A 15,053-nucleotide genomic window follows, 5' to 3' on the forward strand; every position below is an offset into this window, starting at 1 on the left:
CCGGAATCCGGTCGGGCCACGCCGAGGACACCGCGCGACGCACGATCCCGTGCGCCCGTGTGGAGACTTCAGGGGGAGACGGCGACAGCGTGGAGGAACGGCACCGCATGGGGGACACCCGGAAGCACGAGGGCCCGGACGACGACATCGCGGCCAGGACCGGTGCGCGCGCGGGAGACGCGGACACCGCGCCGGAGGCGTCCGTCGGGGGCGGTGAAGGGCCGGAGGGGCCCTTGCACGTTCCCGTCATGGTGGACCGGATCGTGGAGCTGCTGGCGCCCGCGCTCAGCCACCCCGGCGCCGTGTTCGTCGACGGAACGCTGGGGCTGGGCGGCCACTCCGAGGCCCTGCTCAAGGCGTGCCCCACCGCGCGCCTGGTCGGCGTCGACCGCGACACCACCGCGCTGGAGCGCAGCGCCGAGCGCCTCGCCCCCTACGCCGACCGCACCCACTTCACGCACGCGGTCTACTCCGACATCCCGCGCGCCCTGGACGAGGCGGGCGCCGCCGAGGCCGACGCCGTCCTGCTGGACCTCGGCGTGTCCTCGCCGCAGCTCGACGAGGCCGACCGCGGCTTCGCCTACGCGCACGAGGCCCCCCTGGACATGCGCATGGACCGCACTCAGGACCTCACCGCGGCCGACGTCGTCAACACCTACCCGGCCGCCGAACTCACCCGCGTCCTGCGCACCTACGGCGAGGAGCGCTTCGCCTCCCGCATCGCCCGCGCGATCGAGCGGCAGCGCGCCCGCGCCCCCATCGCCTCCACCCGCGAACTGGCCGAACTGGTCCGCACGGCCATCCCCGCCGCCACCCGCCGCACCGGAGGACACCCCGCCAAGCGCACCTTCCAGGCCCTGCGCATCGAGGTCAACGGCGAACTGTCCATCCTCGAACGCGCGCTGCCCGCCGCGATCTCCCGTCTGGCGGTCGGTGGCCGGATCGCCGTGCTGTCCTACCACTCCCTTGAGGACCGGATGGCCAAGCGAGCGCTGGCCGCCCTGTCCACCGACACCACCCCCGCCGACCTTCCGGTCCCGCTCCCCGACCGGCAGCCGGAGCTGAGGCTGCTCACCCGGGGCGCGGAACTGCCCACGGACACAGAGATCGAAGGCAATCCGCGCGCCCAGTCCGCCCGCCTCCGCGCGGCCGAACGCGTGCGCGCGGCGTCGCGGTAGAGCGGTAGGAGACCAGATGAGTGCGAGTACGGACACGCGCCGCGCGCCCGACCGGGACGAGGGCGCCGGGCGGACGCGGTCGGCGCGATCCGACGCCCGTGGGCGCGGCGCCGAGCCGGCCGCGCGCGACGCGGCCGGGCAGGGGCGCGCGCCGCGCATCCCGTTCGTCCTGCTCGTCCTGTGCCTGCTCGCCGGAGCCCTGGTCAGCCTCCTCGTGCTGCGCGGCGTCATCGCCCAGGAGGCCTTCACCATCACCCGGCTCCAGGCCGAGAACCGCGAACTGGCCTACGCCCAGCAGCAGTGGCGGGACCGGGTCGCGCACCTGGAGAGCTCCGAGCGCATCGCGCAGGAGGCCGAGGAGCTCGGTATGGAGCAGCCGGAGGAGGCCCCGCGCTTCCTGGACCGGGACAGCGGTGAGGTCCTCGGCGGGACCGGGAGCACCGAGTGAGCCCCTCGGGTGACCGCCGTCCGCGCGGCCCCCAGCGTCCGGGGGCGACGGGACGGTCGGGGTCGCGGCCCGACAAGCGCCCCCGCAAGTCGTCCAGCCGCCCCGCCGGGGGCGGTCTGCCAGGCGCCGGCACCCGCTCCGGGGGCCGTCCGGGCAGGGGCGCCCGCCGAGAGCGGGCCCCGGAGCGCCGCCGGGCCGCCCCGCCGCCCCCGCCGCTGCTCAGACGGACCTTCCGCCGCGGCGACCCGCACAAGCGCGTCAAGGTCGGCGGTGTGCTGATCGTCGTGATCCTGCTCCTGTTCGCCGGTCGACTGGTCCAGATCCAGGGTCTTCAGGCCGACACCTTCGCCGAGGCCGCGGCCAACCTGCGGCTCCAGACCATCGACATCCCCACACTGCGCGGCCAGATCACCGACGCCGACGGCAACCCGTTCGCGCTCTCGGTGGAGGTGCGCACGGTCTTCGTCGACCCCGAGGAGGTGGAGGAGGACGAGCGCGACCAGCTCATCGACGAACTCGTCGCCCGCTTCGGATTGGACGAGGTCGAGGTCACCGCACGCGTGGACGCCCGCCCCAGCCGGTACCAGGTCGTGGCCACCGAAGTGCTGCCCCGGGACTGGGCGGACCTGCGCGATCTGAGCCTGTCCGGCGTGGGCTCCCAGGTCGACTACCGCCGCGTGTACCCCGACGAGACCGGCGCCGCCGACCTCGTGGGCTTCGTCGGCTCCGAGGGCTACGGCCTGGAGGGGCTGGAGGGCTACCTCGACTCCACCCTCGCCGGAGAACAGGGCAAGCGCCAGGTCGAGGTCGGCAGCGACGGCACCCAGATCCCCATGGCGGGCGGTCTGGTCCGCGAGCCGGTCCCCGGCCAGGACGTGCGCCTGACGCTGGACCGCGACCTCCAGTGGTACACCGCCCAGGTCCTGGCGGAGCGGGTGGAGGAGCTGGGGGCCGAGGGCGGCAGCGCCATCGTCATGCGCCCGGACGGCGAGATCCTCGCGATGGCCGACTACCCGACCTACTCCCAGGAGGACATCTCCGACGCCAGCCCGCAGGACTGGGCCAACGGCGCGGTCCACGACACCTTCGAACCCGGCAGCACCAACAAGGTCATCACGATGGGCGCGGCCCTGGAGGAGGGGGCCACCACCCCCGACACCGTGTACACCGTGCCCTACGCCATCCAGTACTACGACCAGACCTTCCGCAACTCCAGCAACCGCGGGACCCAGCGGCTCACGGTCAACGGCGTCATGGCCCAGTCCAGCAACGTGGGCACCATCCAGATCGCCGACCAGGTCGGCGCGGGGGTCCTGCACTCCTATCTGGAACTGTTCGGTCTTGGCCAGCCCACCGGGCTCGCGCTGCCCGGCGAGGAGGCGGGCATCCTCACCGACCCCGAGGACTGGTGGGGCACCCAGCTGCCGTCGGTGTCCATCGGCCACGGCCTGTCGGTCAACGCCGCGCAGATGGCGTCGGTGTACGCCACCATCGCCAACGGCGGCGTGCGGGCCGAGCCGCGCGTCGTCGCCGGGACCGTGGACAGCGAGGGCGAGTTCACCGCCGCCGAGGCGGGCGAGCGGCGCCGGGTGGTCAGCGGGGAGACCGCCGAGCAGCTCGCGCTGATGCTGGAGGCGGTCACCAGCGACGAGGGAACCGCGCCCCAGGCCCGCATCGACGGCTACCGGGTGGCGGGCAAGACCGGTACCGCCAACCGGATCGACCCCGAGACCGGCCGCTACGAGCGCGGCGCCTACACCGCGACGTTCGCCGGGTTCGCCCCCGCCGACGACCCCGAGCTGGTCGTCCAGGTGGTCCTGCACAACCCGCAGGAGTCCTACTACGGCGGGGAGGCGGCCGGGCCGGTGTTCAACGACATCATGTCCTTCGCGCTGCGGTCGATGCGGATCCCGCCCACGGACACCGAGCCGCCCGCCATCCGCCTCTTCGAGGACGAGGAGGGCTGACGAGCAGGGCCGGGGGGTGGCTGTCGGGCCTCCGCTCCGCCTCGTCCCGCCCGTCGCCCAGCACCGTCCGGACCGTCTTGGACCGCGCTCTCCCCTCCTGCGGACGCCCGCGGCGCGGGCACGTTCTCACGAACCCCGCGGCGCCCGAAACGCTCGTCCACGCGGGCGCGGATCGCGCGCACGTGCTCGGGGCCGGTACGGCAGCACCCGCCCACGAACACGGCCCCCGCCGCGCACCAGCCGACGGCGGCGGCCCCGAACTCCCCGGGAGCGCTCGTCCCCGTCCACCGGCCGCGCCGCGCGTCCCACGCCTCGCCCGAGTTGGGGTAGGCGACCGCGGGCAGTCCCGCGGCGGCCACCGCCCGCACCAGGGACGGCACGAACCTGGGCGCCGTGCAGTTGACCCCGACCGCCACCAGCCGCCCGTCCGCGTGCCACGGCGCCAGCTCCCGGGCGACCCGCGCCATCGGGGTGCCGTCGCTGATCCGCGCCCCGTCCCGGCACGAGAAGCTCATCCACGCGCGTACCCCAGGGGTCTGGCCCAACAGCCGGGCCAGAGCCCTGGCCTCGTCCAGCGACGGGATGGTCTCGCACGCCACCAGGTCGGCCCCGGCGCCGGTCAGCAGTTCCCAGCGCTCTCGGTGCCAGCGCACCAGCCCGTCCTCGTCCAGGTCGTAGTCGCCGGTGTACTCCGACCCGTCTGCCAACGCCGCCCCGTAGGGACCCACACCCGCGGCGACCAACCCCGCGCCGAACGCGTCCCGCTCGGCGCGCGCCAGATCCACCGACCGCACGACCAGAGCCCGGGACTCGGCCTCGCCGAACCCCCGGGCCGCGAACGCCGCCGCGGTCGCCTGGTACCCGGCGGCGATCGCCACGTCGCGCCCGCCTCGAAGTAGTCCCGGTGCACCCGGCGGACCAGTTCCGGCTCCTCCGCCAGCAACCGCGCCGACCACAGCCCGCCGCCCAGGTCGCGACCGTAGGCCTCCAACCGGGTCGCCAGTCCGCCGTCGAGCACCAGTGGTCGCCCGCCCACCGCGCCTCGGTCCATGGGCTCCTCCCAGCGTTCCCCCCACCGTACCGAGCGGCCGCGGCCCGCCGCCCGCGCGCACGCGGCGTAACCTGGGACAAACGCCCACGCGGAGAAACCGGGCCGATCGCAGCGTGGAAATTACCGAGCGGTCGCCCACAGCCGTTAACCTCCACACGTGCCACCGGTAATGCGACCTGAACACACCCAACTCCGTCCGCTGTCCGCCCTCGCGGCGCTGCTCGGGCCGGACACCACACTGCTGCGCCCGGGGCCGGGCGCCGACGACACCGCCGAGGTGCCCGGCGAGGAGGTGCACGTCCGCGGCATCACCCACGACTCCCGCCGGGTCCGCCCCGGCGACCTGTACGCCGCACTGCCCGGCAGGCGCGCCCACGGCGCCGACTTCGCCGCCCAGGTGGCCGAGGCGGGAGCCGCCGCCGTCCTCACCGACGCGGACGGGGCCGAGCGGGCGTCGGCCGCCGGTCTGCCGGTGCTGGTCGTCCCGGACGCGCGGGCCGCGCTCGGGACCGCGTCCGGATGGGTCTTCGGCGATCCGGCCCAGGACCTGCTCCTGGTCGGCACCACCGGAACCAGCGGCAAGACCACCATCACCTACCTGGTCGAGTCGGGTCTGCGCCGGGCCGGGATGCGCACCGGTCTGGTCGGCACCGTCGAGATGCGCGTGGGCGACGAGCGCGTCGCCTCCTCGCTCACCACCCCCGAGGCCACCGACCTGCACGGCCTGTTCGCTCTCATGCGCGAACGCGGCGTCACCGCCGCCGCCATGGAGGTCTCCAGCCACGCCCTCGCCCTGGGCCGGGTCGGCGGCACCCGCTACGACGTGGCCATCTTCACCAACCTGTCCCAGGACCACCTGGACTTCCACTCCGACCTGCGCGACTACTTCGAGACCAAGGCGCGCCTGTTCACCCCGGAGTACTGCGACATCGCCGTCGTCAACACCGACGACCGGTTCGGCCGCGCCCTCGTCGACATGGTCCGCGGCGACGGCGCCGTGCCCGTCACCACGTTCGGGGTGGACGGCTTCTCCGACGCGGCCCCCGAAGCGGGCGGCCTGGCGGCCGACTGGCGTGCCGTCGACGTCCGGCTGGGCGCCACCGGCAGCACCTTCCGTATCGTCGGCCCCGGCGGCATGGAGGCCGACGCCTCCGTCGCCCTGCCCGGTCCGTTCAACGTCTCCAACGCCATGGCCGCCGTCGTGGGGTTGGTCGAGGCGGGCTTGCCCCTGGAGACCGCCATCGCGGGCGTGGCCGCCGCCCCCGGCGTGCCCGGACGCATGGAGTCCGTCGACGTCCGCGACGTGCCGGGCGCGCTCCAGGACTTCACCGCGATCGTCGACTACTCGCACAAACCGGGCGCGATCGAGGCGGTCCTGACCTCCCTGCGCACCACCACCCGGGGTCGGCTGACCATGGTGGTCGGCTGCGGCGGCGACCGCGACCGCGCCAAGCGCCCGCTCATGGGCGAGGCGGCGGCGCGCCTGGCCGACCACCTGGTCATCACCAACGACAACCCTCGCAGCGAGGACCCCGTCACCATCGCCACCGCGATGCTCGAAGGCGTGGTCAAGGTGCCCGAGGACGCCCGCGCGCGCGTCACCGTCGAACTCGACCGGGCCGAGGCGATCCGCCTGGCCGTGGCCGGGGCCCGCACGGGCGACGTGATCGTCGTCGCGGGCAAGGGCCACGAGACCGGCCAGTACGTCAGGGGCGAGGTCCTGCCCTTCGACGACCGCGAGGTGCTGCGGGAGGCGTTGCGGGACCGGTGCGGGGTCAGTGCCCGTGAACGCCTGGGCGACGCCCTGCAACACATCCACAGGGTTCCTGACGAGGGCTGACGGAGCTCCAGGCCCGGACGTGACCGATCGGACGCCCCCGGGGCGCGGCCTCGGCCCCGCCCCGGACGCGTCCACGGGGGTGCGCCGTCTGGTCGCGTGGCGCGTCACGGTAGGACGGTCACGAAGTGGCGCATATTGCTCTACACGGGCCCCGACAGGACCTCGGACACCTCAACATGTTCTAAGGTGGGTCCGGCAATCGCAGCCCGGAAACGTGCCGCAGTGGCTCCCACGGCAGCGGCGTGTGCCGTTCCGTGGCGAGGTCCGCGCGCCGTCGCGCGCACGGTGACCGCGGTGCCATCCCCTGACCTGAAACTCCGGCCGGTGGCCAAGCGCCCCTGCGCGCCGTGAGCCGGGCCTGACATGAGGAGTGGGTTTGATCGCGCTCACGCTCGATCGGATCGCCGAGATCACCCAGACCGCCATCGGCGGACCAGCGCGCCCCGACGCCGTCGTGGACGGCCCGGTCGTCATCGACTCGCGCCAGGCCGCGCCGGGAGCGCTCTTCGTCGCCCTGACCGGCGAACGCGCCGACGGGCACGACTTCGCCGACGCGGCCGTCCAGGCGGGGGCGGCGGTCGTTCTGGCGTCCCGACCCGTCGACGCCCCACACCTGCTGGTGGACGGGGGGGACGACGAGGTCGTCGCGGCGCTGGCCCGCCTGGCCGCGCACGTGTCCAGGGAGCTCTCCGATCCCCGACGGGGAGCGGACGCCGCCGAGGTCGTCGGGGTCACCGGGTCGTCCGGCAAGACCACCACCAAGGACCTCATCGCTCAGGTCGTCGGGCGGCTCGGTCCCACGGTCGCTCCCGCCGGCTCGTTCAACAACGAGATCGGCCATCCGCTCACGGTGCTGCGAGCCGACACCGGCACACGCCACCTCGTGCTGGAGGTCGCCGCGCGCGGGATCGGGCACATCGCCCACCTGTGCCGTGTGGCGCCCCCGAGGATCGGCGTCGTGCTCAACGTGGGCAGCGCGCACATGGGCGAGTTCGGGGACCGCGACGCGATCGCCCAGGCCAAGGGCGAACTCGTCGAGTCGCTCCCTCCCGGCGACGCGCGGCGCGGCGGGGGCGGCGTGGCCGTCCTGAACGCCGACGACCCACGCGTGCGCGCCATGGCGTCCCGCACCGAGGCCCGCGTGGTGACCTACGGCCTCGGCGAGGACGCGACGTGCGCGCCACCGACGTGGTCCTGGGGTCGACCGGGGCCCCGTCCTTCACACTCCACCTGGGCGGCGAGTCCGCCCCGGTGCGGTTGGCGCTCGTCGGCGCCCACCAGGTACACAACGCGTTGGCGACCGCCGCGGTCGCGACGAACTCGGCATGGACATCGCGGCGATCGCCGATGCCCTGGGCGCGGCGACCCCGGTGAGCCGGTGGCGCATGGAGGTCACCGAGCACGGCGGCGCCACGCTCGTCAACGACGCCTACAACGCCAATCCCGAGTCCATGCGGGCGGCCCTGGCCACCCTCGGCGCCCTCGCCCGCGACCGGCGCTCCATCGCGGTGCTCGCCCACATGGCCGAACTCGGTGAGGACGGTCGCGCGGAGCACGAGCGGGTCGGTGAGCTGGCGGCCCGCACGGGCGTGTCCCACCTGGTCGTGGTCGGCGAGGAGGCCGAGGGCATCGCCGTCGGCGCCGAGCGCGCCGCCGGGGAGGGGCGGTGGCGTGGCGAGACCGTCCGGGTGCCGGACGCCGAGGCGGCCGCCTCGGCGGTGCGCGAGCGGATGCGCGCAGGAGACGTCGTCATTGTGAAGGGATCGCGGGTGGCAGCGCTCGAAAGGGTTATCGACCTCATCACCAAGGGTGATGTCCAGTGATCGGCATCTCCATCGCGGCGGCGCTCTCGCTCGTCGTGTCCATGGCGCTGATGCCGCCGCTGATCAAGCTCCTGTACCGGTTCAAGTTCGGCCAGGAGGTCCGCGACGACGGGCCCGAGGGCCACAAGACCAAGCAGGGCACGCCCACCATGGGCGGCATCGTCATCATCCTCGGCGCCCTGGTCGGCTACTTCGGGTCGCACCTGGTGCTCTGGCTGCTCCAGCCCGCCGCCACCGGTCCCACCGCATCCGGCCTGCTGGTGATGTTCCTCTTCGCCGGCATGGGCTGCGTCGGCTTCCTCGACGACTTCATCAAGATCTACAAGCGCCGCAGCCTGGGCCTGCGCAGCGGCGCCAAGATGATCGGCCAGGCCATCGTCGGCGTCGCTTCGCCTACGGGGTCACCCAGTTCCCCAACGGGTACTCCTACACCCCGGCCGCCCCCAGCCTGTCCTTCCTGCGCGACTTCGGTCCCGCGCTGATGCTCCCGCTGTTCATCCTGTGGGCGCTGTTCCTCATCGTCGGCTTCTCCAACGCGGTCAACCTCACCGACGGCCTGGACGGCCTCGCCACGGGCGCGACCATCCTGTCGCTGGTCGCCTACGTCATCATCGGCAACTGGCAGCTGCGCCAGTCCTGCGTGTCCTACCTGGCCACCAACTGCTACACGGTCCGCGACCCCCTCGACCTGGCCGTCGTCGCCTCCGCCGTCCTCGGCTCGTGCATCGCCTTCCTGTGGTTCAACGCCCCGCCCGCCAAGATCTTCATGGGCGACACCGGTTCCCTGGCCCTGGGCGGACTGATCGTCGGCCTGGCCATCACCACCCGCACCCAGCTCCTGCTGCTGCTCATCGGCGGTCTGTTCGTCATCATCACCCTGTCCGTGATGATCCAGATCAGCTCGTTCCGCCTGACCGGCAAGCGCGTCTTCCGGATGGCTCCGCTCCAGCACCACTTCGAGCTCAAGGGGTGGGCCGAGACGACCATCGTGATCCGCTTCTGGATCATCCAGGGCCTGTTCGTGGCGATCGCCATCGGACTCTTCTACCTCGAATGGATGCCGAGGTAGCGCCGTGCCCGACCACGAGAACCCAACCGCGCCCGCCCTCGCCGGCCGCACGGTCTGCGTCGCCGGACTGGGCGTCTCCGGCCCCCCCGCCGCCCGCGCGCTCCTGGCCCGCGCGCCCGCGTGGTCGTCGTCGACGGCCGCGACGACGACACCACGCGCGCGGTCGCGGCCGAGCTGACCGACGCCGGAGCCGAGGTCGTCCTCGGCCGCACCCCCCTGCCCGAGGGCTGCGACCTGGTCGTCACCTCGCCGGGTTGGCGCCCGGACTCCCCGTTGCTGGTCCGAGCTTTCGAGGCCGGGATCGAGGTCATCGGCGACGTCGAACTGGCCTGGCGGCTCAAGCCCGCCGACCAGGTCTGGCTCGCGGTCACCGGCACCAACGGCAAGACCACCACCGTCCGCATGCTGGAGGCGATGCTGCTGGCCGACGGTCGCGACGCGCTGGCCGTCGGCAACGTCGGCACGCCTGTCATCGACGCCGTCCTGCCCGACGCGGACGGACGCGTCCACGACGTCCTGGCGGTCGAGCTGTCCAGCTTCCAGCTGCACTGGTCCCGCACCGTGCGGCCGCACGCGGCCGTCGTGCTGAACGTGGCCCCCGACCATCTGGACTGGCACGGCGGTCTCACCGCCTACGCCCGTGCCAAGGGCCGGGTGTACGCGAGCGGCACCGTCCGCGTGGTCAACACCGCCGATCCCTGGTCGGTGCGCCTGGCCGAGGAGGACGGCGACCCGCACACGCCGCTGGTCGGCGTCGGTCTGGGCACCCCGAGGGCGGGGGAGCTGGGCGTGGTCGAGGATCTGCTGGTGGACCGCGCGTTCGTCGCGGAGCCGCACAGCACCGCGGAGGAGCTGGCCCGCCTCGCCGACGTGCGCCCCGCCGCGCCGCACAACGTCGCCAACGCCCTGGCCGCAGCCGCGCTGGCCCGGTCGATCGGGGCCGCGGCGGAGTCGGTCAGGGCCGGACTGACCGCGTTCGTCCCCGAACCGCACCGCATCGCCCACGTGGCCGCGGTGGACGGCGTCGACTACGTCAACGACTCCAAGGCCACCAACCCGCACGCGGCGGCGGCCTCGCTCAGCGCCTTCCGCCCTGTGGTGTGGATCGCGGGCGGCCTGCTCAAGGGCGCCGACGTCGACGACCTGGTCGCCGCGGCCGCCGACCGCCTGCGCGGCGTCGTCCTCATCGGCGCGGACCGGGCGCGGCTGCGCGAGGCCCTGGTCGAGCACGCGCCCGACGTCCCGGTGGTCGAGGTCCTGGGCCCGGCCGCGGACGCGCCCGAGGGGCACACCGTCATGGACGCGGTGGTGGCCGCGGCCGCGGACCTGGCCGAGGAGGGTGACACGGTGCTGCTGGCGCCCGCCGCCGCCTCCATGGACATGTTCACCAACTACCCCGAGCGGGGCCGGTTCTTCACCGAAGCCGTCGAGCGGCGACGCTGAGTAGCCGCACGCTTCCCTTGCGCGACCATCGTGCGTGCGGGGGCCCACCGGTGTGCTCGGTACCACCCTCCCGAGCGCCAAAGATGGCCAACACGCGGAAAATGTCCGCGCTCCCGCGCGTGCCCGTGCGCCACTATTGAGGCGCGAATCGTGCGGAGGGTGTGGATGGCGACGACAACGGTCCCAGGGATGGCCCGGCCCCGAGGGCGCGCGGCGACCGGCGGGCGTGAACGCGCACTGTGGCGCGAGTGGGCGCGGTCCCTCGACCGTCCCCTCACCTCCTACTACCTGGTGCTGGGCACCGGGGTGATGCTCATCGCCCTGGGCCTGGTCATGGTGCTGTCGTCCACGATGGTCAACTCGATCACCGAGACGGGCTCCGCCTTCTCGATGTTCCAGCGCCAGATGGTGTCGGCGTGCATCGGCCTGCCGCTCATGATCGTCGCCTCCCACCTGCCCCTCACGGTGTTCCGCATCGCGGGCTATCCGGCGATGATCATCTCCGTCCTCCTGCTCCTGCTCACCGCGTTCCAGGGCACCGAGGTCAACGGCGCCATGCGCTGGCTGGAGATCGGCGGACTGACCATCCAGCCCTCGGAGCCCGCCAAGCTCGCGTTCGCCCTGTGGGGCGCCAACGTGCTCGCCCGTCGCGAGGAACTGCGCGAGATGACCGAGTGGCGGCACCTGCTGTTCCCGCTGCTGCCCGGTGTCGGCCTGCTCGCGCTGCTGGTGCTGCTCGGCTCCGACCTGTCCACGACGCTCGTCCTGCTGCTGGTCTTCCTGGCCCTGCTGTGGGTGGTCGGCGCGCCAGGCCGGATGTTCGTGGCGATGTTCGGCCTGGTGCTGGCGCTCGCCGTGATCATCATCGCGATCGAGCCCTACCGCATCACCCGCGTCACGGCCTTCCTCGACCCCGGCGCCGACCCCACCGGGGACGGCTTCCAGTCGCTGCACGGGCTGTACGCGCTGGGCACCGGCGGGGTGTTCGGCGTCGGCATCGGCGCCAGTCGGGAGAAGTGGGGCTTCCTGCCCTTCGCCGAGTCCGACTTCATCTTCGCGATCATCGGCGAGGAGTTCGGTCTGATCGGCACGCTCGTCGTCGTCTCCCTGTTCGGGGTGCTGGGCTACGCCGGCCTGCGGGTGGCCCGGCGGGTCGAGGAGCCCTTCGCGCGACTGGCGGCCGTCGCCGTCATCGCGTGGATCCTCGGCCAGGCGATGATCAACATCGCCGCCGTCATCGGCCTCGTGCCCGTCACCGGCATCCCGCTGCCCCTGGTCTCCTACGGCGGTTCGTCGCTCGTGCCGACCATGCTGGCGCTCGGCGTGCTGCTCGCGCTGGCCAAGTCCGAGCCCCAGGCGCGAAAGGCCCTGGCGGCCCGGGGCCCCAGTAGGCTCCAAAGGGCCCTAAGCTGGCTGGGCCTGGAGAATGTCGGCGCCTCGGTGCACAAGCGGGGCGGCGCCACCGTCACCAGGCGTTCCACCACGGCGCGCGGCCCCCGCGGGAACCGTGGCGCAAGGACGACGGCCAAGCACAGGAGCGGACCGGTCCCGGCGGGTGACCGGCCAAGGAGGAATCGGCGACCATGAGGGTAGCCCTAGCCGGAGGCGGCACGGCCGGGCACATCGAGCCCGCACTCTCCCTTGCCGACGCGCTGCGGCGCGTCGATCCCAGCACGGAGATCCTGTGTCTGGGCACCGAGCGGGGGTTGGAGACCAGGCTGGTCCCCATGCGCGGATACGAGCTCGGTCTGATCCCCGCGGTCCCCCTGCCGCGCAAGCTCACCCCCCAACTGCTCACGGTCCCCGGCAAGCTCGCGGGAGCGCTCAGCGCCGCCGGAGAGCACCTGGACCGGCTCCAGGCCGACGTCCTCGTCGGCTTCGGCGGGTATGTGGCCACCCCCGGCTACCTGGCCGCGCGCGCCGGCGCCTCCCGATCATCGTGCACGAGGCCAACCCCCTCCCGGGGCTGGCCAACCGGCTCGGGGCGCGGCTGACCCCCCACGTGTACACCGGACACCCGCACACCCAGATCCGCAACGGCCGCTACGTCGGCATCCCGCTACGCGAGCAGATCACCAGGCTCAACCGGCTGGCCGTGGGAGACAAGGCACGCGCCTACTTCGGTCTGCGCCACGACCTGCCCACCCTGCTGATCTTCGGCGGATCCCAGGGCGCCCAGCGCATCAACGAGACCGCCTTCGCCGCCATCCCCCACTTCCGGGCCGCCGGAGTGCAGGTCCTGCACGTCGTGGGCCCCAAGAACGCCGCCGAGCCCCAGGACCTGACCCAGGACGGCGTCCCCTACGTCGCCGTCCCCTACGTGGACCGGATGGACATGGCCTACGCCGCAGCCGACGTGGCGATGTGCCGCTCCGGCGCGATGACCTGCGCCGAGCTCACCGCCGTCGGCCTGCCCGGGGCCTTCGTCCCGCTGGCCATCGGCAACGGGGAACAGTCCCTGAACGCCGAGCCGATCGTCCAGGCGGGCGGCGGCGTCATGGTCGACAACGCCGACGTGTCGGTCGAGTGGATCACGGGTCGGCTCATCCCGCTGCTGACCGACACCGACCGGGTCGTGGCCATGTCCGAGGCGGCCGCCCGGATGGGCCGCCGCGACGCCGACACCGAACTCGCCCGCGAGGTGATGGCGATCGCCCGCGGTGACCGCCCCACCCCCGACCTCCCCATCGACGACGGTGACGGTGACGAGGTCTTCCAGGACGACGGGAAGGACATCCGATGAGCCTCGTCGAACCGACCGAACCGGTCCCGGTGGACAAGCTCGGCCGCACCCACTTCATCGGCCTGGGCGGTGCCGGCATGTCCGGTATCGCCCGCGTCCTGCTTCAGTCCGGGGTCGAGGTCTCGGGCAGCGACGCCCGTGACAGCGAGACCCTGCGCGAACTGGAGGAGATGGGCGCCACGACGCACGTCGGCCACGCGGCCGACCACCTGGGCGCCGCCGAGACGCTCGTCGTCTCCTCCGCGATCCGCGACGACAACCCCGAACTCGTCGAGGCGCGCCGCCGCGGCCTGCGGATCCTGCCGAGGGCGGCGGCCCTGGGCGCGCTCCTGCTGGGCCGCGAGGGGATCGCCGTGTCCGGGACGCACGGCAAGACCACCACGACGTCCATGATCGCCGTGGTCCTCCAGCACATGGGCGCCGACCCCGGCTACGTGATCGGCGGCAAGCTGGTCACCACGGGCCTGGGCGCCGACGCGGGGATCGGCCCGGCCATCGCGGTCGAGGCCGACGAGAGCGACGGATCCTTCCTCATGCTCTCCCCGAGGATCGCCGTGGTCACCAACGTCGAGGCCGACCACCTGGACAACTACAGCGGCCTGGACGAGATCCACGCCAACTTCGCCTCGTTCGTCGACCGGGTCGAGCGCACCCTGGTCGTGGGAGTCGACGACCCCGGCGCCCGGCGGGTCGCCGAGATCGCCCGGGAGCGCGGCAAGCGCGTCGTGACCTACGGGGAGGCGGCCGACGCCGACCACCGGATCACCCGGACGGTCGCGCGCGGCTTCACCACCGATTTCACCATCCAGACCGCGGGAGGGGAGCCCATCGACGGCACCCTGGCGGTCCCGGGACGGCACAACGTGCTCAACGCGGCCGCGGCGCTCGTGGTCGCCGACGAACTCGGCCACGACCTGGAGGTGGCGGTGGAGGGCATCGCCGACTTCGCCGGCGCCGCGCGCCGCTTCGAGCTCAAGGGCGAGGCGGAAGGGGTGGCGGTCTACGACAGCTACGCCCACCACCCCACCGAGATCGAGGCCGACCTGCGCGCCACCCGCGCCGCGCTGGAGTCGGTCGCCGACGAGGCGGCGGAGCAGGGCCTGCCCGTCGGTCGGGTGGTCGCGCTGTTCCAGCCGCACCTGTACAGCCGCACCCGTTTCTTCGCGGACGAGTTCGCCGCGGCGCTGAGCCTGGCCGACGAGGTCGTGGTGATGGAGGTCTACGCCGCCCGGGAGGACCCCGAGCCGGGGGTGACCGGAGAGCTGATCACCTCGCGCGTCTCCCACGACCGCGTGTGGTACGTGCCCGGTCGGGACGAGGTCGTGCGCCGCGTGGCCGAACTGGCCCGACCCGGTGACATCGTGCTCACCATGGGCGCGGGCGACGTCACCGAACTGGGGCCGCTGATCGTGGAGGCGCGCGCCCGGACCGCCGAGATCGCGGCCGGGTAGGCCGTTCGGGCGCAGTCGGGGTCGCGCGGGACGAGGCGGG

6 protein-coding genes and 5 pseudogenes are annotated in these 15,053 nt (G+C 73.3%); 10 read left to right on the top strand and 1 reads right to left on the bottom strand.

Annotated elements, in window-relative coordinates:
* The first annotated feature begins 107 nt into the window (after positions 1-107).
* The 3 genes from rsmH to BJF83_RS06370 are packed head-to-tail and all read left to right on the top strand — an operon-like array spanning position 108 to position 3,593.
* Positions 108-1,178, top strand: a complete 1,071-nt coding sequence (gene rsmH / locus BJF83_RS06360; RefSeq protein ID WP_075925654.1) for a 16S rRNA (cytosine(1402)-N(4))-methyltransferase RsmH — start codon at positions 108-110, stop codon at positions 1,176-1,178.
* A 16-nt stretch (positions 1,179-1,194) separates the two neighbouring features.
* Entirely contained in the window at positions 1,195-1,626 is a 432-nt protein-coding gene (locus tag BJF83_RS06365) for a hypothetical protein (RefSeq protein WP_075925564.1), read from the top strand.
* The gene (locus tag BJF83_RS06370) at positions 1,623-3,593 is read left to right on the top strand and encodes a penicillin-binding protein 2 (protein ID WP_075925565.1); all 1,971 of its coding nucleotides are present in this window, start codon (positions 1,623-1,625) and stop codon (positions 3,591-3,593) included. The genes BJF83_RS06365 and BJF83_RS06370 overlap by 4 nt, the downstream gene beginning before the upstream one ends.
* A gap of 155 nt (positions 3,594-3,748) precedes the next feature.
* Here the strand turns inward: BJF83_RS06370 and mmuM are convergent.
* Positions 3,749-4,644 (bottom strand): annotated as a pseudogene (gene mmuM / locus BJF83_RS06375) (homocysteine S-methyltransferase); the annotation flags it as partial.
* Between the two features lie 169 nt (positions 4,645-4,813).
* Between mmuM and BJF83_RS06380 the strand changes: the two are divergent.
* The 7 genes and pseudogenes from BJF83_RS06380 (at position 4,814) to murC (ending at position 15,013) form a co-directional block, all read left to right on the top strand.
* Complete coding sequence (locus BJF83_RS06380; protein WP_075925566.1) at positions 4,814-6,484, top strand: UDP-N-acetylmuramoyl-L-alanyl-D-glutamate--2,6-diaminopimelate ligase; 1,671 nt, start codon at positions 4,814-4,816, stop codon at positions 6,482-6,484.
* Between the two features lie 376 nt (positions 6,485-6,860).
* Positions 6,861-8,307, top strand: a pseudogene (gene murF / locus BJF83_RS06385) (UDP-N-acetylmuramoyl-tripeptide--D-alanyl-D-alanine ligase).
* A pseudogene (gene mraY, locus BJF83_RS06390) lies at positions 8,304-9,376 on the top strand (phospho-N-acetylmuramoyl-pentapeptide-transferase). The pseudogenes murF and mraY overlap by 4 nt, the downstream one beginning before the upstream one ends.
* A gap of 4 nt (positions 9,377-9,380) precedes the next feature.
* Positions 9,381-10,819 (top strand): annotated as a pseudogene (murD, locus tag BJF83_RS06395) (UDP-N-acetylmuramoyl-L-alanine--D-glutamate ligase).
* Positions 10,820-11,008: 189 nt separating this feature from the next.
* A complete protein-coding gene (ftsW, locus tag BJF83_RS06400) occupies positions 11,009-12,406 on the top strand; it encodes a putative lipid II flippase FtsW (RefSeq protein ID WP_075925567.1) in 1,398 nt (465 codons plus the stop codon).
* A pseudogene (gene murG / locus BJF83_RS06405) lies at positions 12,403-13,562 on the top strand (undecaprenyldiphospho-muramoylpentapeptide beta-N-acetylglucosaminyltransferase). The gene ftsW and the pseudogene murG overlap by 4 nt, the downstream one beginning before the upstream one ends.
* Positions 13,559-15,013: a UDP-N-acetylmuramate--L-alanine ligase gene (gene murC, locus BJF83_RS06410; RefSeq protein ID WP_075925568.1), complete on the top strand. Its 1,455-nt coding sequence runs from the start codon at positions 13,559-13,561 to the stop codon at positions 15,011-15,013. The pseudogene murG and the gene murC overlap by 4 nt, the downstream one beginning before the upstream one ends.
* The last annotated feature ends 40 nt before the right edge of the window (positions 15,014-15,053 follow it).

Source organism: Nocardiopsis sp. CNR-923 (genome assembly GCF_001942255.1).
Lineage (GTDB): Bacteria > Actinomycetota > Actinomycetes > Streptosporangiales > Streptosporangiaceae > Nocardiopsis.

Coding starts and splice junctions, on each gene's coding strand:
- rsmH (WP_075925654.1), top strand. CDS start 108: ATGGGGGACACCCGGAAGCACGAGGGCCCGGACGACGACATCGCGGCC.
- BJF83_RS06365 (WP_075925564.1), top strand. CDS start 1,195: ATGAGTGCGAGTACGGACACGCGCCGCGCGCCCGACCGGGACGAGGGC.
- BJF83_RS06380 (WP_075925566.1), top strand. CDS start 4,814: ATGCGACCTGAACACACCCAACTCCGTCCGCTGTCCGCCCTCGCGGCG.
- ftsW (WP_075925567.1), top strand. CDS start 11,009: ATGGCCCGGCCCCGAGGGCGCGCGGCGACCGGCGGGCGTGAACGCGCA.
- murC (WP_075925568.1), top strand. CDS start 13,559: ATGAGCCTCGTCGAACCGACCGAACCGGTCCCGGTGGACAAGCTCGGC.